At 71.5% G+C, this 21802-nt stretch carries 21 protein-coding genes; 5 read left to right on the plus strand and 16 right to left on the minus strand.

What is annotated here, in order from left to right; genetic code table 11:
* Positions 1 to 91 precede the first annotated feature (91 nt).
* The 4 genes from ACFQSB_RS10000 to ACFQSB_RS10015 all read right to left on the minus strand — a co-directional run bounded on the left by ACFQSB_RS10000 (position 92) and on the right by ACFQSB_RS10015 (position 4224).
* Positions 92 to 1165, minus strand: coding sequence for a BMP family lipoprotein (locus tag ACFQSB_RS10000; protein ID WP_380825802.1), 1074 nt, complete (start codon positions 1163 to 1165; stop codon positions 92 to 94).
* Between the two features lie 224 nt (positions 1166 to 1389).
* A complete protein-coding gene (locus ACFQSB_RS10005; RefSeq protein WP_354837334.1) occupies positions 1390 to 2631 on the minus strand; it encodes a M20 family metallopeptidase in 1242 nt (413 codons plus the stop codon).
* Entirely contained in the window at positions 2618 to 3799 is a 1182-nt protein-coding gene (locus tag ACFQSB_RS10010; RefSeq protein ID WP_380825804.1) for a glutamate--cysteine ligase, read from the minus strand. Before ACFQSB_RS10010 ends, ACFQSB_RS10005 begins: the two co-directional genes overlap by 14 nt.
* A gap of 215 nt (positions 3800 to 4014) precedes the next feature.
* Complete coding sequence (locus ACFQSB_RS10015; RefSeq protein ID WP_354837338.1) at positions 4015 to 4224, minus strand: SCO4848 family membrane protein; 210 nt, start codon at positions 4222 to 4224, stop codon at positions 4015 to 4017.
* Positions 4225 to 4335: 111 nt separating this feature from the next.
* On the opposite strand from ACFQSB_RS10015, the gene ACFQSB_RS10020 reads away from it, so the two are divergent.
* Positions 4336 to 5469 (plus strand): D-alanyl-D-alanine carboxypeptidase family protein, encoded by a 1134-nt coding sequence (locus ACFQSB_RS10020; protein ID WP_380825806.1) that lies wholly within the window; start codon positions 4336 to 4338, stop codon positions 5467 to 5469.
* Positions 5470 to 5539: 70 nt separating this feature from the next.
* Here ACFQSB_RS10020 and ACFQSB_RS10025 read toward each other — a convergent pair whose 3' ends face one another.
* From ACFQSB_RS10025 to ACFQSB_RS10035, 3 genes are all read right to left on the minus strand, one after another.
* Positions 5540 to 6481, minus strand: coding sequence for a YihY/virulence factor BrkB family protein (locus ACFQSB_RS10025; protein WP_380825807.1), 942 nt, complete (start codon positions 6479 to 6481; stop codon positions 5540 to 5542).
* A gap of 73 nt (positions 6482 to 6554) precedes the next feature.
* Positions 6555 to 7559, minus strand: coding sequence for a tryptophan--tRNA ligase (gene trpS / locus ACFQSB_RS10030; protein ID WP_354837344.1), 1005 nt, complete (start codon positions 7557 to 7559; stop codon positions 6555 to 6557).
* A 65-nt stretch (positions 7560 to 7624) separates the two neighbouring features.
* Positions 7625 to 8950: a hemolysin family protein gene (locus ACFQSB_RS10035; RefSeq protein ID WP_380825808.1), complete on the minus strand. Its 1326-nt coding sequence runs from the start codon at positions 8948 to 8950 to the stop codon at positions 7625 to 7627.
* 147 nt (positions 8951 to 9097) lie between these two features.
* Here ACFQSB_RS10035 and galE point away from each other — a divergent pair, with 147 nt between their 5' ends.
* Together galE and ACFQSB_RS10045 are read left to right on the plus strand one after the other, a co-directional pair.
* A complete protein-coding gene (gene galE, locus ACFQSB_RS10040; protein ID WP_380825809.1) occupies positions 9098 to 10060 on the plus strand; it encodes a UDP-glucose 4-epimerase GalE in 963 nt (320 codons plus the stop codon).
* A 113-nt stretch (positions 10061 to 10173) separates the two neighbouring features.
* Positions 10174 to 10305, plus strand: coding sequence for a hypothetical protein (locus ACFQSB_RS10045; protein WP_354837350.1), 132 nt, complete (start codon positions 10174 to 10176; stop codon positions 10303 to 10305).
* A gap of 83 nt (positions 10306 to 10388) precedes the next feature.
* Here ACFQSB_RS10045 and ACFQSB_RS10050 read toward each other — a convergent pair whose 3' ends face one another.
* Together ACFQSB_RS10050 and ACFQSB_RS10055 are read right to left on the minus strand one after the other, a co-directional pair.
* Complete coding sequence (locus tag ACFQSB_RS10050; protein WP_380825811.1) at positions 10389 to 11243, minus strand: hypothetical protein; 855 nt, start codon at positions 11241 to 11243, stop codon at positions 10389 to 10391.
* Between the two features lie 152 nt (positions 11244 to 11395).
* Entirely contained in the window at positions 11396 to 12862 is a 1467-nt protein-coding gene (locus ACFQSB_RS10055; protein WP_380825812.1) for an MDR family MFS transporter, read from the minus strand.
* 122 nt (positions 12863 to 12984) lie between these two features.
* Here ACFQSB_RS10055 and ACFQSB_RS10060 point away from each other — a divergent pair, with 122 nt between their 5' ends.
* A complete protein-coding gene (locus ACFQSB_RS10060) occupies positions 12985 to 13500 on the plus strand; it encodes a PadR family transcriptional regulator (protein WP_380825813.1) in 516 nt (171 codons plus the stop codon).
* A gap of 54 nt (positions 13501 to 13554) precedes the next feature.
* Here the strand turns inward: ACFQSB_RS10060 and ACFQSB_RS10065 are convergent, their stop codons facing one another.
* The 4 genes from ACFQSB_RS10065 to ACFQSB_RS10080 form a co-directional block, all read right to left on the minus strand.
* Positions 13555 to 15564, minus strand: a complete 2010-nt coding sequence (locus ACFQSB_RS10065; protein ID WP_380825816.1) for a serine/threonine-protein kinase — start codon at positions 15562 to 15564, stop codon at positions 13555 to 13557.
* Positions 15565 to 15890: 326 nt separating this feature from the next.
* Complete coding sequence (locus ACFQSB_RS10070) at positions 15891 to 17108, minus strand: NADP-dependent isocitrate dehydrogenase (RefSeq protein ID WP_354923595.1); 1218 nt, start codon at positions 17106 to 17108, stop codon at positions 15891 to 15893.
* Positions 17109 to 17212: 104 nt separating this feature from the next.
* Positions 17213 to 17494 carry a DUF3017 domain-containing protein gene (locus ACFQSB_RS10075; protein WP_380825817.1) on the minus strand — a complete coding sequence of 94 codons (282 nt, stop codon included), beginning with the start codon at positions 17492 to 17494 and terminating at the stop codon, positions 17213 to 17215.
* Positions 17481 to 18602 (minus strand): citrate/2-methylcitrate synthase, encoded by a 1122-nt coding sequence (locus ACFQSB_RS10080; RefSeq protein ID WP_354837363.1) that lies wholly within the window; start codon positions 18600 to 18602, stop codon positions 17481 to 17483. The genes ACFQSB_RS10075 and ACFQSB_RS10080 overlap by 14 nt, the downstream gene beginning before the upstream one ends.
* 182 nt (positions 18603 to 18784) lie before the next feature.
* Between ACFQSB_RS10080 and ACFQSB_RS10085 the strand changes: the two genes are divergently transcribed.
* Positions 18785 to 19435, plus strand: coding sequence for an FHA domain-containing protein (locus ACFQSB_RS10085; protein WP_354837365.1), 651 nt, complete (start codon positions 18785 to 18787; stop codon positions 19433 to 19435).
* Between the two features lie 39 nt (positions 19436 to 19474).
* On the opposite strand, the gene ACFQSB_RS10090 is transcribed toward ACFQSB_RS10085, so the two are convergent.
* From ACFQSB_RS10090 to ACFQSB_RS10100, 3 genes are all read right to left on the minus strand, one after another.
* The gene (locus ACFQSB_RS10090) at positions 19475 to 20080 is read right to left on the minus strand and encodes a response regulator transcription factor (RefSeq protein WP_380825819.1); all 606 of its coding nucleotides are present in this window, start codon (positions 20078 to 20080) and stop codon (positions 19475 to 19477) included.
* 7 nt (positions 20081 to 20087) lie between these two features.
* The gene (locus tag ACFQSB_RS10095) at positions 20088 to 21224 is read right to left on the minus strand and encodes a sensor histidine kinase (RefSeq protein WP_380825821.1); all 1137 of its coding nucleotides are present in this window, start codon (positions 21222 to 21224) and stop codon (positions 20088 to 20090) included.
* A gap of 263 nt (positions 21225 to 21487) precedes the next feature.
* Complete coding sequence (locus ACFQSB_RS10100) at positions 21488 to 21775, minus strand: hypothetical protein (RefSeq protein WP_380825823.1); 288 nt, start codon at positions 21773 to 21775, stop codon at positions 21488 to 21490.
* Between the last annotated feature and the right edge of the window lie 27 nt (positions 21776 to 21802).

The raw sequence follows: 21802 nt of genomic DNA on the forward strand, positions 1-21802 counted from the left end.
GGGTGCCGCGGCCTCGCGTGGCCGAGCGGTGAACCGACAGTAGCCCAAGGGGCCCGGTGATGCGGACCCGGGCCCCTGGACCGTCAGCGGATCACTCGGAGGGAACCTTGATCTCGCCGCTGATGATCTTCTGCTTGTACTCGTCGAGCTTGTTCTTGATGTCGTCGACCTGGCCGCCGGTGGTGGAGAAGTCGACGCCGCCGGCCTTGAGGTCGTAGGTCGTCGGGCCCGCCTTGACGGTGCCGTCCACGTAGCTCTTGAGGAAGTCGAACACCGCGACGTCGACCTTCTTGAGCATGGAGGTCATGATGACGCCGCGCACACTCTCGTCGGCCGTGAGGGCCTGGTCGGAGTCCACGCCGATGGCCGACGCCTTGGACTCCTTGGCCGCCTCGAAGACGCCGCCGCCCGAGCCGCCCGCGGCCTGGTAGACGATGTCGGCGCCGGCGTCGTACATGCCCTGCGCGGCGGTCTTGCCCTTGGCCGGGTCGTTGAACCCGGCGAAGTCCGGCGGCTGGGTGAGGTACTTGACGTCGATCTTGATGTCCGGCTTGACGGACTGGGCGCCCTTGGTGAAGCCGACCTCGAACTTCTTGATCAGCGGCACCTGCACGCCGCCGACGAAGCCGATGTGGTCCTTCTTGGTCTTCAGCGCCGCGGCGGCGCCGACCAGGAAGGAGCCCTCGTTCTCGGCGAACACCAGGTTGGAGATGTTCGGCCCCTGGGCGGCGTCGTCGATGATCGCGAACTTGGTGTCGGGGAACTCGGCCGCGACCTTCTTGATCGCGTCGGAGTAGGCGAAGCCGACCGCGATGACCGGGTTGTAGCCGCTCTGGGCGAGCAGGCGGAGCCGCTGCTCCTTCTGCGCGCCGGTCTCGCCGGCCCCGGCCTCGAGCTCCTTGGCGTCGGTGATCTTCAGGTCGGTCTTGGCCTTCTCCAGGCCCGCGGCGGCGGCGTCGTTGAACGACTGGTCACCGCGCCCGCCGATGTCGTACGCCAGGCCGACCTTGGGCCCTGCGGCCGCCGGCGCGGAGGCCGCGCTCGACGCGCCCGGGGACGCCGCGTCGGTGCCTTCCGATCCGCTGCCACCACATGCCGCTACGGCCATGAGCATGGCGCTCACCGCGGTCGTGGCGGCCAACTTGCCTGCGTGAATGCGGAGCAAGGTGACTCCTTCCGTGTTCTTCGCCGTCCAACTCGTGTGCACGCGCGAAGCAGACCGCACGGCAACCCTGCACGGAAGATAGTTGTTTGACCGGTGTTGGCCAAACCGCCGCCCGGCTCCGAAATAGGTCCGTTATGCAGCTCACGCCACCCTGTGACCTGCGGAACCGCGAGATGGGGGGACGGGGAGCCGCCTTTCGGACGTCCCCGTCGGGCCTGGCGCCGTCAGGCGGTGACGGGCTGCGCGTCGGACCTCTCGGCCGAGACGGTGCATCCGTCCCACAGAGAGGTCAGGGCTGTGGCGGCCATCACACGCACGCCGACGCCGATGCAGCTCTCGTCCACGTCGAAGGTGCCCTGGTGGATGTCCATCTGCCGGGTCTCCCCCGGGGCGCGCACCCCGAGCCGGGCGTAGGCGCCGGGCACCGACTCCAGGTACCACCCGAAGTCCTCGCCGCCGAGGGACTGCGGCGTGGGGACGGTGGACTCCAGACCGAGCACCTGGTGGGCCGCCTCGCGGAGCATGTGCACGCTGGTGGCCTCGTTGATGGTCGGCGGGACGCCGCGCAGGTAGTTCATCTCGGCCTCGACGCCGTAGGCGATGGCGACCGAGTCCAGCAGCGACTTGAACAGGTCGGGGGCCTCGTGCCAGGCCTGCTCGTCCAGGCAGCGGATGGTGCCCTCGGCGACGCCGTCGTCGGGGATGGCGTTGGCGACCGAGCCCGCCTGGACCCGGCCCCACACCAGCGACAGCGACGAGCGGGGGTCGACGCGGCGGCTCAGGGCGGCCGGCAGCTCGGTGACGATCTTGGCGAGGGCGAAGACGAGGTCGGCGGTCAGGTGGGGGCGGGCGGTGTGCCCGCCGGGGCCGGCGACGCGGACGCTGACCTTGTCGCAGGCGCCGGTGATCGGGCCGACGCGCAGGCCGAGCTTGCCGACCTCCACGCGGGGGTCGCAGTGCAGGCCGAAGATGCGGTCGACGCCGCTGATGCCGCCGGCCTCCAGCACCTTCAGCGCGCCGCCGGGCATGACCTCCTCGGCGGGCTGGAAGATCAGGCGCACCCGCCCGGGCAGCAGGCCGGCCGCCGCCTGCTCGGCCAGGAACAGCCCGGTGCCGAGGACGATCGCGGTGTGCACGTCGTGGCCGCAGGCGTGGCAGACGCCCGGGACGGTCGAGCGGTAGGACACGTCCTTCTCGTCGGGCAGCGGAAGGGCGTCGATGTCGGCGCGCAGGGCGACGGTGTGGCCGCCTCCGCTGCCGATGTCGCAGATCAGGCCGGTGCCGCGGGGCAGGGGGGTCGGGACGAGCCCGGCGGCGGCGAGCCGCTCGGCGATTCGCTCGGTGGTCCTGTGCTCGACGAAACCGAGTTCGGGGTGGGCGTGCAGGTCACGCCGGAACCCGATCAGGGAGTCGTTGTGAGCGCCCAGGAACGCGTCGAGCTCGCCCCTTAGATCACTTGCCGGCATGGCCCATCGCCCCGTTCGACGTTCGCAGGTTGGTGGTGACGAAGCGGTCCTCCGCGAGTTCGACGATCGTCGCGTCGACGATGTCGTCCAGGGTGCCGCCTCCGGTGAGAATCGCGCGCTGGCGCTCGCAGGAGTTGCCCTGCTCCACCACGTCGGTGATGGTGGCGAGCTCTTCGGGGCAGCCGAGGCGTTCGGCCACCGGGGCGAGCTCGCGCGTCAGCTCATAGAGCGTGTCGCGCATCGGCGCGGTCGATCCGTGGTCGTCGGTGATGACGAAGGCGTCCAGCCCGTAGCGGGTGGCCCGCCACTTGTTGTCGCGCACGACCCAGGGCGCGGGGTGCGGAAGGCGATACCCGCGATCGAGCTGCTGGTCGAACTGCTGCACGAGGCACTGCGACAACGCCGTCACCATCCCGACCTCCCGAAGGGTCGGTATACCGTCGAACATTCGAATCTCAATCGTGCCGAAGTCGGGGTGTGGCCGGATGTCCCACCACACTTCCTTGATGCTCTTGATGGTCCCCGCGCGCTTCAGGGTGTCCATGTACTCTTCGAACTCGGCCCAGTCGGCCAGCATCTGCGGCGGTCCCGCTGTCGGCAGAGAACCGAAGACGATGGCCCTGCTGGAGGCGAGCCCGGTGTCTTGGCCGCCCCAGTAAGGGCTGGAGGCCGTCAGCGCGAGGAAATGCGGCAGGTAGGCCGCAAGTGCGTTGACGATGGGGATGACTTTATCCCTTTCCCGCACCCCCACGTGGACATGTACGCCAAATGTTTGGATCCTCCATGCCAGCCACTGCATCTCCTCGACCAGCTCGGTGTACCGCTGGACGGGGGCGTAGACGGCCTCGCGCCAGTCGCTGATGGCGTGGGTGCCGGTGCAGGCCAGGGCCATCCCCTGCGGGTCGACCACCTGCCGCAGGCGGTCGATGGTGGTGCGCAGGTCGCGCACGGCCTCCGACACCGTGTGGCACACATCGGTGATCACCTCGAGCTGGGACTGCATCAGCTCGTGCATGACCTTCGGACGCGGGGTCTCGCTCAACTCGGGGACCGCGTCCAGCACCAGGCGCGCGTCCTGGCGCAGACGGCGGGTGCGCTTGTCGACAAGCTGGAGTTCCCATTCGACGCCCAGTGTCGGGCCGCGCGAAGGATTGAACTCGATTGGCACAGCACGCCTCCATGCGAAAGGTCCCAAGGCCGAGTCTCCGCCTTCGCGACGGCATCGGCCAACCCTACGGTCACCCCAGTACGTCCCGACTTACGGCTTTCCGCACTTTGGCCACCAGACCGGAGGAGGTACCCACTCATGCATGGTCAACCGCAAAACGGTCGTTAACCGTCTCTGCCCGCGCAGGAGGGCTTATATGCGGACGGAGGCCAGGCTCAGCGATCGGCGGGGCGCCGCGGACGCCAGGCGCGCCAGCCGATGACCCCGACCACGACGGCGAGCACCACGTTGACGACGATCAGGATGCCGTGCACCACATAGAAGGCCGTGGGATGCCCGTCGGCGAGGTTGAACCCGAGCATGACCCACTCGACGACCATGAAAGCGGCCAGGACCAGCAGAAAGCCGGCCATACGTCGTGTCATCTTCACCGCCTCCATGGTACCTCCACGGTTACTGACCAGGCACACTCGCGATCTTTGTCGTGTCTTGCCCCACGTGAAAAGCGACAAAGCTACTCTGAGTTCCCTATGGGGATGAAGCACGTATCAGCAGTCAGCGCGCTCGCGCTCGCCGGGGGGCTCACGCTCGTCACCCCCGCCCAGGCGCGTTCGGCGACCGACGACACCGCGCCCGTCGGCGGCGGGATGCTCGGCCGCCACGGCGTGGTGGTCGACCCGGCGGCCGCGGCCCTGCCGAAGACCGGGGCGTTGGCCTTCGTGGTGGCCGACGGCGACACCGGCGAGGTGCTGGCCGCCAAGGACCCGCACGGGCGCTACCTGCCGGCCAGCACCCTGAAGATGCTCACGGCCGTCACGCTCATCCCCAAGCTCGACAAGACCAAGCTGATCAAGCCCAGCGCCGAGGCGTGCAACGTCGAGGGCAGCGCGGTCGGGCTCACCCAGCACAAGATCTACCGGGTGCGCGACCTGCTCCGCGCGCTGATGATGGTCTCCGGCAACGACGCGGCCGTCGCGCTCGCCGAGGCCAACGGCGGCCTGCCCCGCACCCTGGCCGACATGAACGCCGAGGCCAAGCGGCTGCAGGCGCTGGACACCGTCGCCAAGACGCCGAACGGCCTGGACAAGCCGGGCCAGAGCAGCTCGGCCTACGACCTGGCGCTCATCGCCCGCGCCGGGCTGGCCAACGCCGACTTCCGGGAGTACGTCGGCACCAAGGTGGCGAACTTCCCCGCCCCCGGCGGCAAGCACTACGAGATGGCCAACCACAACCGGCTGCTCGGCCGCTACCCCGGCATGATGGGCGTCAAGAACGGCTGGACGACCAAGGCGCTCGGCAGCTTCGCCGGCGCCGCCCGGCGCGACGGGCACACCATCATCGTCTCGATCATGCACCACGAGGGCGGGTTCTGGGAGGAGGTCAAGGAGCTGCTCGACTGGGGGTTCGCCTCCCGGGGCCACGTGGCCGCCGTCGGCGCCCTGGTCTCCCCCGTCCCCGACGTCAAGCCGACCAAGCCGGTCGGCGGCCCGCCCGGCGCCGTCCCCGCCGCCTCGCCCCGGCCCGTCGTCGCGGCGCAGGACTCCCCCCTGGTCGGCATCGGCGCCGGCGTCGTGGCCGCGGGCCTGCTCGGCGGCGTGGTGTGGGTCGTCTACGGCGTGCGCCGCCGCTCCCGCTCCCGCACCCGGCGCGAGGAGCCGTCCGAGGTGTGACCGCTCAGCGGACCCCTCACTCTGTGTCGAGGCGTGCTCAGCGCTGTACAGATGTGTGCGCGGCGGGCCCTCACTCGTACCCGCCGGCGGGCGCGGGGGTCGGCTCGGGAGGCGGGGCGCCGTTGGCGGTGGAGGTCCAGGCGGCGACGTACAACACCCAGCGGCTGGACAGGTTGAGCCACACCAGCAGGCCGACGATCACCGCGAACGTGCCGTAGATCGGGTTGCTGAGGGTGTGCGAGAGGAGCAGCGTGGCCGCCTGCTTGAGAGCACCGAAGCCGACGGCGCCGAGCAGCGCGCCCTTCAGCGTGGTGAACAGGGGTTCGCCCACCTTGCCCATCCAGCCGAGGATGACCAGGAAGACGAGCATGTCGGCGGCGACGCTGATCAGCACGCCGGCCGTCCGCACGAGCGCCGCGGCCACGACCGAGTCGGCCAGCCCGAGCCAGCCGACGATCGTGCCGGTGGCCTGCACGGCGAACCCGCCGACCAGGACCGACACCACGAGCGTCAGGCCCATCAGCAGCAGGGCGACCAGGTCGCGCAGCTTGCCGACGAACCAGTTCATCGGCGGCTCGCAGCTCACGCAGATCTCGTGGACGGCGTCGCGCAGCGCGTCCACGACGCCGAGGCCCGCGTACAGCAGGCCGAGCAGGCCGATGACGCCCGCGCTGCCCCGGGCCGTGGCGAGGTCCTGGACGCGCAACTGGTCGGCCAGGCCGGGAAGCTGCTGGTCGATGGCCTTCACCAGCGTGGTCAGCGCGTCCGGCCGCAGCGTGAGCACGTACCCGAACAGGGCGAACGCCAGCGCCAGCAGGGGGAAGAACGACAGGAAGGCGAAGTAGGTCACCGCGCCCGCCAGCCGGTCGCCCCGCTGGCTCTGGTAGCGGTGGAAGGTGCGGATCAGGTGGTCCAGCCACGGCCAGCGCACGCGGGAGCGTTCGGTCCTGACCCGCCCCCACCGCTTGACGGCCTCGATCGTGCGCAGGATCGAGGCCCACGTGCTTCCCATGCAGGCCATCTACCCCACAGGTGTACGGTATGCGAGCCCGCCCGCGGGGCCTTCGGGCACCGGGCCGGTGTGGTCAGAGCTTGGGCAGGAAGCCGACCCGGTCGCGGACGGCCTCCATGGTCTCGCGGGCCACGGCCGAGGCGCGGGCGGCGCCGACGGCGAGCAGGCGGTCGAGCTCGGCCTCGTCGGCCAGGAGCTTCTCGGTGCGCTCGCGGATCGGCGCGAAGGCCTCGACGACCACCTCGGCGACGTCCTTCTTGAAGGCGCCGTAGCCGAGGCCGGCGTAGCGGGCCTCCAGCTCGGGGATCGGCGTGCCGCTGAGCACCGACTGGATGCGCAGCAGGTTGGTGACGCCGGGCTTGTTCTCGGGGTCGGCGACGACCTCGGAGCCGGTGTCGGTCACCGCGCGCATGACCTTCTTGCGCAGCGGCCCCGGCTCCTCCAGGACCTCCAGGAGGCCCTGCGGGCTGGAGGAGGACTTGGACATCTTCGCCAGCGGATCCTGGAGGTCGGTGATCTTCTCGACCTCCTTGGGGATGAACGGCGCGGGGAGGTTGAAGGTCTGGCCGTACCTGCTGTTGAAGCGCTGGGCCAGGTCGCGGGTGAGCTCCAGGTGCTGCTTCTGGTCGGCGCCGACCGGCACGAAGTCGGCCTGGTACATCAGGATGTCGGCGGCCTGGAGGATCGGATAGGTGAACAGGCCCACCCCGGCCGAGCTCTCGCCGTACTTGGCCGACTTGTCCTTGAACTGGGTCATGCGGGCGGCCTCGCCCATGCCGGTGTTGCACATGAGGATCCAGGCGAGCTCGCTGTGCTCGCGGACCTGGCTCTGCACGAACAGCGTGCTGCGCTCGGGGTCCAGACCGGCGCCGAAGAGCTGGGCGGCGGACACGCGCGTGCGGCGGCGCAGGTCGGCGGCCGACGGGTTCACGGTGATCGCGTGCAGGTCGGCGATGAAGTAGAACGCGTCGTGGGTCTCCTGCATGTCGACCCACTGGCGCACGGCGCCGAGGAAGTTGCCGAGGTGGAAGGACTCGGCGGTGGGCTGGATGCCGGAGAGCACGCGAGGTCTGGCCATAGCACTCAATTGTGTCAGGAGTCGGGGACCGTCCGCGACTCGCGCACGGGGCATGTCCCCGTGGATCAGGAGGGGTCCCGGGCCTCCTCAGGGTCCTCGGCAGGGGACGCGACGACCTTCCTGATGACGCGGACGCGGGCGACGCGGCGGCCGTCCATCTCGGTGACGATCAGGGTGCAGGCGGGCCGCTCGACCTGCTCGCCCATCTCGGGCAGGTGGCCGAGCGCGGCCATGACGTAGCCGCCGAGCGTCTCGTACGGGCCCGCCTCGAGCTCGATGCCGGTCTCGGCGGCGAAGTCGGGAAGGTTGACCAGGCCGTCGATCTCCATCTCGCCGGCGACCAGGCGCACGGACTCGCCGTCGGCGTCGTACTCGTCGCGGATGTCGCCGGTGAGCTGCTCGACCAGGTCCTCCATGGTGACGATGCCGGCCGTGCCGCCGTACTCGTCGACGACGATCGCCAGGTGCTGGCCGTCGTCGCGCATCTCGCTCAGCGTGGGCAGCACCCGCTTGGTGGCCGGCAGCAGCTTGACCGGCCTGATGGGCACCAGCTCGCCGATCGGCTCGATGCGCCCGGTGAGCACCGGGTCGAGCAGGTCGCGGACGTGGACGAACCCGACGATGTCATCGTAGGAGTCGCGGTAGACGGGGAACCGGGAGTGCGGCATCGCCGCCGCCAGGATCGCCGCCTCGGCCAGAGGCGTGTCCAGCGCCATGAACTCCACCTCGGTGCGCGGCAGCATCACCTCGCGCAGGTGGCGCTTTCCGGCGGTGAAGACCTCGTCGATCAGGTCGCGCTCGTCCTTGGTGAGCTCCTGGTGGCCGACGACCATGTCCCGCAGTTCCTCGGTGGTCATCTCGGCGCGGTCGGCCTGGGGGTTGCCGCCGAGCAGCTTGACCACCCCGTCGGTGGACTTCGACAGCAGCCAGATCACCGGGCGAGACAGCGCGGCCAGCCGGTCCAGGAACGGGGCGACCACCATGGACAGCCCTTCGGCCCGCTGCAGGGCCAGGCGTTTGGGCGCCAGCTCGCCGAGGACCAGCGTCACGTAGGAGATCGCGAGCGTGACCACCACCAGCGCCAGCGGCCGGGCGGAGGCCGCGGGCAGCCCGGAGCGGGCAATGACGGGCTGGAGCTGGCCGGCCAGCGTGTCGGCGCCGACGGCGGCCGACAGCACGGTGGCGACGGTCACCCCGATCTGCACGGCCGACAGGAAGCGGTTGGGGTCGCGGGCCAGCCGTGCCACGCGCGCGCCACGCCGGCCCTCCTCGGCCAGCCGCCGGATCTGGCTCTCACGCAGGGAGACCAGGGCCATCTCGGCCGCGGCGAAGAACCCGCCGATCAGGACGAAGACGAGGACCAGGACGATGTTGGCCGCGACGTTGTGCACGTCGATGTCCGTTCGGGTGAGGCGCTCAGGATGATCTGGTCAGCGTACCCGCTGCCCCTTGTCCGCTCGCCGCCGGAGGCGCGTAAGCTAGACGATAGACCTACAAAATCAAACACGATCACACACGATCGAACGGAGGCCGGGCAAGTGAAGCTGCTGGTAACCGGGGGCGCGGGCTACATCGGGAGCGCCGTGGCCGCACAGCTCGTCGAGGCGGGCCACGAGGTCACCGTCCTGGACGACCTGTCCACGGGGCACGCCGACGCGGTGCCCACCGGCGCTTCGTTCGCCGAGGCCCCGATCGCCGAGGCGGCCGGCGTCCTTGACCCGTCGTTCGACGGCGTGCTGCACTTCGCGGCCCGCTCGCTCGTCGGCGAGTCGGTGGAGAAGCCGTCGCTGTACTGGTCCAACAACCTCGGCGGCACCCTCGCGCTGCTGGAGGCCATGCGCGGTCACGGCGTGCGGCGCATCGTGTTCTCCTCGACCGCGGCGACCTACGGCGAGCCCGAGGGGACCCCGATCACCGAGACCGCCCCGACCCGCCCGACCAACCCCTACGGCGCCTCCAAGCTGGCGGTGGACACGGCGCTGACCGCCTTCGCCGGACTGCACGGCCTCGGCGCCGTCAGCCTGCGCTACTTCAACGTGGCCGGCGCCTACACCGCGGCGGACGGGCGCGTGTACGCCGAGCGGCACGCCGTGGAGACCCACCTCATCCCGAACGTGCTGGCCGTCGCGCTCGGCCGGCGGGAGGCGGTGAGCGTCTTCGGCACCGACTACCCCACCCCCGACGGCACCTGCGTGCGCGACTACATCCACATCGCCGACCTCGCGCGGGCCCACCTGCTCGCCCTGGACGCCTGCCGGCCCGGGGAGCACACGGTCTACAACCTGGGCAGCGGCACGGGTTTCTCCGTGCAGGAGGTCATCTCGGTGTGCCGGGAGGTCACCGGCCACCCCATCCCCACGGTGACCGGCGAGCGGCGCCCCGGCGACCCGGCGGTGCTGGTGGCCTCCTCCGAGCGCATCCAGCGTGAGCTGGGCTGGAAGCCCGAGCGCGCCGACCTGCGCTCCATCGTCGCCGACGCCTGGGCGGCGATCGCGCGCTGACCCCGGCCGGTCCGCGCGGCCCCGACTGGAATCACGTTCCGCGAAAACCGAGTCTCATTCCGTCATCGTGTGGTGAGATCTCCTTCGTGAGGAAAGCTGGAAGCTTTTCACCTTTGACGCTGAGGATGGCGTTCGCCGGTCTCATCATGCTCTGCGCGAGCATGGCCGCGGCCGGCGCCGTCTTCGCGACGACCTACCCCCGCGGAGGCCCGGCCGGCGCCACCTGTCCCACCCATGCCGGGTGAGACGGACGCCGGCCCGCGCGGGCGGGCGCCGGCGCGGGCTCGGCGGCGCGCGGGCGCAGGACGGGCTCGCACGGCGCCGGGGGTCAGCCGTGGCGCAGCGAGACGTGCACGCGGGCCTGGTTGTTGGCCGGCCGCCGGTCGCCCACGCGCGCGGAGTACACCGTGGCCCTGGCGCCGACGTCGCGCGCCCGGCCGCGGGGCACCCGGAAGACCAGGTCGAACGTCCCCCGCGCCCCTGACCTGATCGGCCCGAGCGCGCAGCCCAGCCGTCCGTGCCGTTCCGCGCAGCGGGCGCCCTTGGCCGACAGGAACCGCGCCCCGTTCTCGGTGAAGTGGACCCGCGCGTCGCGCACCACCCGCGGCCCGCTGTTGCGCACCGTCGCCCTGACCGGGAACCGCTCCCCCGGCTTGGCGCTGGTGGCGGCGGGCGACAGCCGGACCGCGAGGTCCGCCCCCTCGTCGACCCGGGTGACCACCTCGGCGCTGTTGTCGGCCTCGTTGTCGTCGACGACCTCCGACGACAGACCGGCCGTGGCGCGCAGCGGGCCGCGGGCGCCCGCCCGCACCAGCCCGATCACCGTCACGGCCCCGGAGCCGCCGGCCGCGATGTCGTCCGGCGACGGGCACACCACCTCGTTCTTCGCGGCCCCAGGACGGCAGGTGGCCACGTTCACCGCGGCGATGTCCACCTGGTCGGGCAGGTGGATCTTCAGCACGGGGAGCACCGCGTCGCCCGGTCCGGCGTTGCGCACCTTCACCTGGTACGACAGCCATTGACCCGGCTGCGCGACCCGCGGCGACGCGGCGACGCGCACCGACAGGTCGGCCCCGCCCCACCGCCCGGGGGCGGACCCGGACGAGGCGTTCACCACCAGCGGCGCGGCGGAGACGACGAAGAAGACCAGACCGGCGGCGGTTCCAGCCGTGAACAGACCCATTGATGTGCGACCCCCAAGCGTTCGGCTCAATTGAACGCCGCCGGGGTCGCGCGCCGCCCGCCCGACACGCGACCCCTGGTGCAGGCGAACCCCACGCGACCGCAAAACCTTGTCACGACGTCCCGCCGGCACCTGACCTGGGCTGATGTGTCCTATTCCGCGAGGGCGGGGGCGCCCGGCGCCGCGCCCCGCTCGATCACGTGCCGAGGCAGGAACACCAGCGCGGCGAGCGCGATGACCGCGCCGGTCACGGCCAGCCAGGGGATGACCGCGGCGGCGGCCGCCGCGTGCGCCTCCGCGGGCACGCGGGTGACCGCATGGTCGCGGACGACCGAGGCGTAGGCCGTGCCGGCGACGGCCAGGGCCACCGACCCGCCGATCTGGCGGAAGAAGGTGAGCTTGGCGGTGGCCGTGCCGATGTAGCCGGCCGGGACGGCGTACTGGACGGCCACCGTCAGCCCCGACAGCATCGGCCCGACGCCGAGGCCCATGAGCGCCATCCACGCCACCAGCGCCCACGCCGGGGTGTCGACGGCCAGGCCCGAGCACAGCAGCCCTCCGGCGGCGATGAGGAAGGGCGCGGCCACCAGCCAGGGCTTGTACCGGCGCGTCCTGCCGATCAGGCCGCCGGTCAGCACACTTCCGGCCAGCATGCCGAGCATGAACGGATAGATGCGCAGGCCGGACTCGGTGGCGCTCATGCCCTGCGCCTGCTGGAAGTAGCGCGGCAGGAACACCGCCCCGGCGTACAGGCAGGCCGCGGTGAAGAAGGAGGCCAGGTTGGCGATGGTGTAGGAGCGGTTGCGGAACAGGTGCATCGGCACGATCGGCTGCTCGGCGCGCAGTTCCACCGGCACGAAGACCGCGAGCAGCACGACGGCGGCGGCCAGCGGGCCCGCGACCGCCGGGCTGGTCCAGGAATGGCCGTCCAGGCCCTTCTCGGTGAGACCGACGAGCAGCGCGCTGATGCCGACGGTGAAGACGGCGATGCCGAGATGGTCGGGCCTGGCCCGGCCGGTGCCGTCGGCTCGGGGCAGCCGCAGCGCGATTATGCCCAGCAGCACCGCGCCGACCGGGAGGTTCACGAAGAAGGCCCACCGCCAGGTCGCGTGGTCGGTGAAGAACCCGCCGAGGAACGGCCCGGCGATGTAGCTGGCGGCCATGACGCCGCCCAGCGCGCCCTGCACCCTGCCGCTCCTGTCCGGCGGGAACAGGTCGGCCACCAGCGCGAGCGACAGCGGGATGAGCGCGCCCGCGCCGAGCCCCTGCAGGCCGCGGAAGGCGATGAGCTGCCCCATGTCCTGCGCCAGGCCGCACAGCGCCGACCCGAGCAGGAACAGCGTGACGCCGACCAGCAGCAGCGGCCTGCGCCCGTAGGCGTCCGACAGCCGGCCGTACAGCGGGACCGTAACCGTCGAGGTGAGCAGGTAGGCCGTCACGACCCAGGTGTACAGGCCCGCGCCGCCGAACTCGGCGGTGATGCGGGGCAGGGCGGTGCCGACGATCGTCTGGTCGAGCATCGCGAGGAACATCCCGCCGAGCACGCCGAACAGCAGGAGCCCGTTCCCCTTGGTGGACGGCTCCGTCCCCGCCGGAGCCGTGGTGGTGGTGGCCGCCATCTGTCGTCCCTTCGCCCTTCGTGGCATGGCCGGTCCGTGGCGAGCGCCGCGTCCTGTCCGGCCGAACATGTAGAAGGTGACATGTCTGGCATGACATGTCAATCCTTGGATATCATGACGCCATGTCCCTGCGCATCGCCCTGCTGGGCCTGCTGTCCTCCTCCGGCCCGGCGAGCGGGTACGACCTCACCAAGAAGTTCGAGGTGTCGATCAACCACGTGTGGCAGGCGGGACACAGCCAGATCTATCCGGAGCTGGCCAAACTCGCCGCCGACGGCCTGGTCACCGTGGAGGCCGAGGGCGCGCGCGGACGCAAGACCTACGCGGTCACGCCCGAGGGCAGGGCCGAGGTCCACCGCTGGATGATGGAACACGTACCGGCCGAGCCCGCACGCAGCGAGAACGCCCTGCAGGCGTTCCTGCTGCCGCTCCTTGACGCCCCCGAGGCCGTCGCCGTGCTCGAGAGGATGTCGGCCGTCAGCCGGGCCAGGCTCGGCCACCTCTACGAACTGAAGGTCGCCAACCCGCCGGCGTCCGGCCGCCTCGGCGTCCACGCCCTCGAACTCGGCATCATGCAGACCGAAAGCTTCCTCACCTGGGCCACCACCACCATCGACGCCCTCCGCCACGACGCCTAGCGACGGCGGCGCCGGTGTGCGGAGCTCGACCGGCGAAGGCTCGCGGGGCCCGCGCTAGTCGCAGGGGGCCGGGGCGGGTCTGGTGGTCTCGGGGGTGAAGTCGACCTTGGCGAAGTACTTCCTCAGCAGCGCCTGCGCCGTGCGGTCGGCGTACATCTGGGAGATCGCGGCGCGCACCGCCTGGCACGCCCGCACATCGCCCTTCTTCACCGCCACGGCGTAGCGCTCGTCGGTCAGCCGCGCTCCCAGCACCTTGTAGCGGATGCTCTCGCGGTCGGCGAACCCGGCGAGGAGCAGGTCGTCACCGGGAACGGCGTCCACCTTGCCCTGGCGCAGCAGGTCCATGCACGCGGCGTAGGTGGGGGCCGACTCAAGCTGGACGCGCACGGCATCCTGGACGAGCCCGGTGGTCACGCTGGCCCCCGGAGCGCACATCTTGTGCCCTTCCAGGTCGGACAGCTTCGCGAACGGATCTCCGGCGCGCACGAGCACGTCCACGTGGCCGGTGTAGTAGGGCCCGGCGAAGGTCACCGCGTCCTTGCGGCCGGCGGACATCGAGTAACTGGCGATGACCAGGTCGGCCTCGCCGGAGGCCAGCACCGACGCCCGCTCGCTCAGAGGCACGGCGCGGAAGGAGACTCCGCTCGCCGGAACCCCGAGCTGCCTGGCGATGTAGGAGCCGACCTCCACCTCGAACCCGTGCCACCCGCCCTGGCCGTGCAGGGCGATGCCCGGCACCAGGTCGCGTACGGCGATGGTCAGCCGGCCGGTCGTGGCGGCCTTGTCGACGATCGAGCGGAAGGTCGCCAGGGTGGCGGACGGGCTCGGCGACGGCGCGCCTGCGGTCTTCGGCGGCGCGGTGCCCATGTGGGACGACGGCCCGGGGCCGCCGAAGCCGAGGCTCGGTCCCCACTGCCGTACGGCCAGCGCGCCGCCCCCGGCCAGCACCAGGACCGCCGCCGCGGCCGCCGCCCAGCGTCCCCTGCGCGGGCGCCGGGAGGGGGCCATGCCGCTCGTGGGCGCCGCCTCCGGCGACCCGGGCGGGCCGCCCGCGGCGTCCGGGCCCACCATCGCGAACCGGGCGTTCTGACCGGCCGGAACGCCGCCTTGGGCGCCCGGCCAGGCCGTGGGCGTGCCGCCGGGGCCGGCCGCCCAGGCGGTGTCGCGGGTGCCGCCGGTGCCGCCGGTGCCGCCCGTCTCGCGGCCCGCCAGCTCGGCGCCCTCGCTGAGGACCGCGGTGGAGGCGCCGTCGGCGTCGGCGTGGCCGAGCAGCCGCAGCAGCACCCGGTCGGCCGTCGGGCGGGACCGCGGATCCTTGGCCAGGCAGGCGCGCACCACGGCGCGCAGCGGGTCGGGCATCGCGCTCAGATCGGGCTCGTGGTTGAGCACGCGGTTGAGCACCACGGCGATGGAGGTGCCGCCGAACGGCGCCGACCCGGTGGCGGCGAAGGCCATGGTCGAGCCCCACGCGAACACGTCCGCGGCCGGACCCACCTCTCCCCCGGAGATCTGCTCGGGCGCCATGTACGCGGGCGTGCCGACGGCCCTGCTGGTGATCGTGCCCGTCGAGTCCAGGATGCGCGCGATGCCGAAGTCGACCACGCGCGGCCCGTCGACGGCCATGAGCACGTTGTCGGGCTTGAAGTCGCGGTGCACGATGCCCGCGCGGTGGATGGCGGTGAGCGCGGTGGCCGTGCCGACCGCCAGCCGCTCCAGCGCGCCCGCCTTGAGCGGCCCCCCGGTCTCGACGGCCTCGCGCAGCGGCCTGCCCTCGATGTACTCGCTGGCGATGTATGGCGTGTCCCCGTCGAGGTCGGCGGCGATCACCCGCGCGGTGCAGAACGAGGCGACGCGCTGGGCGGCCTTGAGCTCACGCGCGAAGCGCGACCTGGCCGTGTGGTCGCCGCTGAACTTCACGTGCAGCAGCTTGACCGCCGCGCGTTCGCCGGTGTCGTCCTGGCCGAGGTACACGACCCCCTGGCCGCCCTCTCCGAGGCGGCCGGTCAGTCTGAAGGGGCCTATCTGCTCGGGATCTCCTCGTCCGAGCGGCCCGAGCTCCGGCATTCCCGTCCTCTGGTCGTGTCAGGTTCCGACCATGAGAACTTTACGGCCCCTTGGGAGTATTGCCGGTGCCCGAGACCACGACGTGACCTCCTCCGGCGGGCGTCATGACCCGGGCGGGTCCCAGGATCCGGGCGGCACGGGACCCCGCCGGGCGCGGGCTTTCGCCGGGGACGGGGTTTCGCCGGGGACGGGGTTTCGCCGGGCGCGGGGTCGCCGGGGGCGGGCTTTCGCCGGGCGCGGGGTCGCCGGGCGCGGGCTCTCGCCGGAACGGCGAAGGGCCCGTCCGCCGGACTCCCGGCGGAGGGCCCCACGTCTGCTCGCAGGCGTCAGCCGGCCATCTTCTTCTTGAGGTTCTCGTCCAGCGCCGCCAGGAAGTCCTGGGTGGTCAGCCACTTGGCGTCGGCGCCGACGATGAGGGCCAGGTCCTTGGTCATCTGGCCGCCCTCGACGGTCTCGATGCAGACCTGCTCCAGCGCCTCGGCGAACGCGGTCACCTCGGGGGTGTTGTCGAGCTTGCCGCGGTGGGCGAGCCCACGGGTCCAGGCGAAGATCGAGGCGATCGGGTTGGTCGAGGTCGGGTTGCCCTTCTGGTGCTCGCGGTAGTGGCGCGTGACCGTGCCGTGGGCGGCCTCGGCCTCGACCGTGCGGCCGTCGGGGGTCATCAGGACCGAGGTCATCAGGCCGAGGGAGCCGAACCCCTGTGCGACGGTGTCGGACTGCACGTCGCCGTCGTAGTTCTTGGCCGCCCAGACGTAGCCGCCCTCCCACTTCATCGCGGCGGCGACCATGTCGTCGATCAGCCGGTGCTCGTAGGTGATGCCGGCGGCCTCGAAGTCGGCCTTGAACTCGGTCTCGTAGATCTCGGCGAACAGGTCCTTGAACCGGCCGTCGTAGGCCTTGAGGATGGTGTTCTTCGTCGACAGGTAGACCGGGTAGTTGCGGGCCAGGCCGTAGCGCATCGAGGCGCGGGCGAAGTCGCGGATCGACTCGTCCAGGTTGTACATGGCCAGCGCGACGCCGGAACCCGGGAAGTCGTAGACGTCGAGCTCGATCGGCTCCGAGCCGTCCTTGGGGGTGAAGGTCAGGGTGAGCGTGCCCTCGCCCGGGATCTTCAGGTCGGTGGCGCGGTACTGGTCACCGAACGCGTGACGGCCGACGACGATCGGCTTGGTCCAGCCCGGGACGAGCCTCGGCACGTTGGACATGATGATCGGCTCGCGGAAGATGACGCCGCCGAGGATGTTGCGGATCGTGCCGTTCGGCGACTTCCACATCTTCTTCAGGCCGAACTCCTCGACCCTCGCCTCGTCGGGGGTGATGGTGGCGCACTTGACGCCGACGCCGTACTGCTTGATGGCGTTGGCGGCGTCGATCGTCACCTGGTCGTCGGTCGCGTCGCGGTGCTCGATCCCCAGGTCGTAGTACTTGAGGTCGACGTCGAGGTAGGGCAGGATCAGCTGGTCCTTGATGAACTTCCAGATGATCCGGGTCATCTCGTCGCCGTCGAGTTCGACGACGGGACCCGCTACCTTGATCTTGGGCATGCTTGGGGTTCCCCTTCTTACAACTTCTTACGACTAGGCTGACCAAACCGGTCTTTCTACGCACGCAATCGTCGTGAGGCTACCCGACCGGGTATGCCGGGCCGCTATCTGCCCGTCATCCACTGCACGGCGACGCTGGCGGCGACCACGGCGAGCACGCAGCCGAGGACGCCATAGGTGACGGCGTCGGTGCGCCGCCTGCGCACCGCGAGGAGGCTCTCGCCGCCGTCCGGGACGATCAGTCGCAGCACGGCGCCCAGCAGCAGCGAGCCCGCCACGACCAATGAGCCCGCCCATGCGGGCAGGCCCACCGCGATCGCCCCAAGGCCGATGGCCGCACCCGCCAGGACCAGCAGGTACGACCCCCAGCCCTTACCGTTCGTCAATCGGTACCCACTTCTGGTCGCGCTGCCCGATGTACTCGCTGTCGGGACGGATCAACCGGTTGTCGGCGTGCTGCTCGATCACGTGAGCGGTCCAGCCGGACATCCGGCTCACCGAGAAGACGGGGGTGAACAGGTCCGTCGGGATACCGAGATAGTGGTAGACCGTCGCGGCGTAGAAGTCGACGTTCGGATAGAGGCCCTTCTCGGCGAAGACGACCTCCTCCATCTCCTTCGACATCCGATAGTAGGTGTCATCTCCGCCGGCCTCGCCCAACTCGCGCGACATCTTGCGAAGGTGGGTCGCGCGCGGGTCCTCGGTCTTGTAGACGCGGTGCCCGAAGCCCATGATCTTCTCGCCGCGGGCCAGCTTGTCGCGCACGGCCTGCGCCACGCCGTCCGCGGGGATGCTCTCCAGCGTGCGCATGACCTGCTCGTTCGCGCCGCCGTGCAGCGGGCCCTTCAGCGTGCCGATGGCGGCCACGATCGCCGAGTGCATGTCCGACAACGTCGCCGCGCACACGCGGGCGGCGAAGGTGGAGGCGTTCATGGTGTGGTCGGCGTGCAGCACCAGGCAGGCGTCGAAGACGTCGACGGCGTGCTGGTCGGGGACGCGGCCGGTGATCTGCAGCAGGAAGTTCGCCGCGACGCTCAGCTCGGGGTCGGGCTCGCGCAGCGGGGCGCCGGTGCGGGCCGCGTGGTACCGGGCGACGAGGATGGGCTGCTGCGCGGTCAGGCGCGCGGCCTTGCGGCAGTTGGCCTCGGCCTCGTTGGAGTCCTTGTCGGGGTCTTCGGCGCCGGCGAGGGAGACCAGCGTCCGTAGCGCCTCCATGGGGCCCTGTTTCTCGGCGATCTCGGCGACGTTGGCTTCGACGAGGGCGCCGAGGGTGCGGCCCCTGACCAGCTCGGCTCCGTAATCGGCCAGCTGCTGTCGCGTGGGGAGCGTGCCATGCTGCAGCAGGTGCGCGGTCTCTTCGAAGCTCGTGCGGCCGGCCAGGTCGTGAATGTCGTAGCCGCGGTAGAAGAGGCGACCGGCTTTGCCGTCGATGTCGCTCAGCGCTGTGGACGCGGCGACGACATCGGCGAGGCCTTTGGTGGGGTTGTCCGCCATGTGTTGTTTCCTCCGCTTATCTTCGTCCGCAGTCTACCTGTGAGCTGGTAAAACCGGCCGAGGAGGTCCAGACCAATTTCTGCAGTGATTCTCGTTATGGCAAAGGAGATTCCCCAACCCCTCGTTTGGGTAAGCCGGAGCTGTAGCGGAAGTAACGGCGGGCTACCTGGGGAGGAACTGCCGTGGAGGGGCCGTTCATACGCGTCGAGGACACCGGTGAGGTGGTCCCGTTGCGCCCCGAGATCACGACGATCGGCCGAGGCCGAGGCGTCGACGTGAGGCTGGCCGATCCGAGCGTGTCACGGCTGCACGCCGAGTTCGTCCGCCGTGGACCCTACCTGTATGTCGTTGACCTGGGCCTGTCCCGCAACGGCACCCGGGTGAACGGCAGGCCGATCGCCCGGAGGGTGCTGGACGACGGCGACGTCGTCTCCTTCGGCGCGGCGCGCTGCCGCGTGGGCGGCATCCCGAGGGAGGACTTCGCGCCGGAGGTCGAGCTGCGCCGCGCGGCCGCGCCCGAGCTGACCAGGCGGGAGGTCGACGTGCTGACCTCCCTGTGCAGGCCCGCGCTGTCGGACGAGGCGTTCGTCGCGCCGGCGACCGCCCGCGAGATCGCCGACGACCTGGTGGTGACGGAGGCCGCGGTCAAGCAGCACCTGCTGCGCCTGTACCAGAAGTTCCGCATCCCCGAGGGCATCAACCGGCGCACGAGGCTGGCGAACGAGGTCGTCGCCCTCGGCCTGGTGCGTCCCACGCCCGTGGTGCCCCCACAGCGCACCTCCGGGCCGGGCGAGTCCCCGCCCCCACAGACGGCCGGCCGCAGGGCCTCATGACGTCCACGCCACCGGGCTCCCCCGGGGCCTGAACGTCTGTCAGAGCCAGCCCTGCTGGTCGGCGATCAGGGCCGCCTCGGCGCGGGTGGCGGCGCCGGTCTTGCCGATGGCCGCCGACAGGTGGTTGCGCACGGTGCCGTTCGACAGGCGCAGCGCCCTGGCGATCTCGGCGACGGTGCCGCCGTGCCGGGCCTCGCGCAGCACGTCGCGCTCGCGCGCCGTGAGCGGGCTCGTCCCGCTGGCCAGCGACTCGGCCGCCAGGGCGGGGTCCACGACGCGCAGCCCGGCGTGCACCCTGCGGACGGTCTCGACCAGATGCTCCGGCGAGGAGTCCTTCACGACGAACCCCGCGGCGCCGTTCTCCATCGCCCGCGCGAAGTAGCCGGGCCGTCCGAAGGTCGTGCAGATCACCACCCGGCAGGAGGGGACGGCCGCGCGCAGCTCCGCGGCGGCGGCCAGCCCGTCGCCGCCCGGCATCTGCACATCGAGCAGCGCCACGTCGGGGCGGGTGCGCCGCGCCGCCTCCACCGCCTCGGCGCCCGACCCGGCCTGAGCGACCACCTCGATGTCGGCCTCCAGGGCGAGCATCGCGGCCAAGGCCCCCCGGACCAGCGCCTGATCGTCCGCCAGCAGCACCCTGATCACGACCGCCTCACGTCCGGCTCGCCCGGAGGCGGTAGCCGCCCTGGGGCAGCGGGCCGGCCTCCAGGCGGCCCTCGACGGCGCACAGCCGTTCGGCCAGGCCGGTGAGGCCGTTGCCGGCCGGGCGGACGCGGGCCGGCGAGCGGCCGTTGTCGCGGACCTCCAGCGCGGCCTCGCCGAGCCGCACCTCGCACCGCGTCGCGCCGCTGTGCCTGATCACGTTCGTGACGCCCTCGCGCAGCACGTACGCGAACGGCTCGACCAGCTCGGCGGGCACGTGGTCCACCGAGGCCGGCAGGGTGGCGGCGATGCCCGCCGCCCGCAACGCCTCGCGCGCCCCGAGCAGCTCCACCGTCAGCGACGGCCGGCGCTGGCCGGACACGGTGGCGCGGATCTCCCCGTGCGCCTGCCGCGACAGCCGTTCGACGTCGCGCAGTTCGGCAAGCGCCCGTTCGGGGTCCGCGCCGCTCTCCAGCAGGCGCCGTGCCAGGCCCGTCTTGGCGGTGATCGTCGTGAGGCTGTGGCCGAGCACGTCGTGCAGATCCCTGGCCAGGCGGGCGCGCTCGGCGGCGGCGGCCAGCGTCTCGATCTCCTGCCTGGCCCGGCTGAGCTGGATGACCAGCCGGACCAGCAAGCCGACGGCCACCGGGGTCACCGTCTGCGAGATGAGCTCCTGCGCGTCGCTCCAGCCGACACCGCCGTTCAGCGCCCAGGTGGCGGCCAGTTCCCCCGTGCCGACGGCCAGAGCCAGCAGCAGGCCCCAGCGCGCGGGCAGCAGCCACACCGCCACCGTCAGCGCGTAGGCCAGGTGGCCGAGGTCGGCCGGGTGCCCGCGCAGCAGCGCGACCCCCGTCCCCAGGGCGAACAGCAGGCCGATGATCACCAGCCGGTCGCGGGGCGGCCGGGTGACGCCGTACATCATCGCGAAGACCCACACCGCTCCGTAGAGGAGAACCAGGGCGGCGACGAGGACCTGCGCCGGCCCGGCGCCCGGCCGGACGACGGCGGTGATGGCGTCTCGCAGCGGCCAGACCAGGAACAACGCGAGCACGACGACGCCCCGCGCCCTCCGCCACCGGCCGTCGCTCACCGGGGTGAGGTTCCACACCGGCCACGCCGTGGCACCGAAAAGGCCCTGCTCATGCATGGATTCACCCTAATCCCGGCCGATGACGCCGCCCCATCGCCCGAAGGCCGCATCTCCATTGACCCGCCTGGTGCGGTATCCCTGAACGTTCGGCCGGTCGGCCGCCGTACGAGGGCGCCGGTTTCGCCGTACCTATGACCGGCCGCTTCGGCGCCGAAGAACGCATCCCCCTGGGGCGGGGATATGCTGCGCCCGGTCAAGGTGGGCGACCTCCGCACCAGCACCTGCCGCCCGGCGATCGGCAGGGTGCTCACCCGGCCGGTTCACCACGGCGGCCACCACATACTCAGTCGTCGCATCCCCACCAGCACCTGCCCACCGGCGATCGGCACGGTGCTCAACCGGCCGTCCCACCAGAGCGACCACCACATACTCAGTCGTCCCATCCCCACCAGCACCTGCCCACCGGCGATCGGCACGTTGCTCACCCGGCCGTCCCACCAGAGCGACCACCACGTACTCAGTCGTCCCATCCCCACCAGCACCTGCCCACCGGCGATCGGCACGTTGCTCACCCGGCCGTCCCACCAGAGCGGCCACCACGTACTCATCCGCCGGATCGGTGGTCGCGTTCTCAC

The organism is Sphaerisporangium rhizosphaerae (assembly GCF_042665155.1).
GTDB lineage: Bacteria > Actinomycetota > Actinomycetes > Streptosporangiales > Streptosporangiaceae > Sphaerisporangium > Sphaerisporangium rhizosphaerae.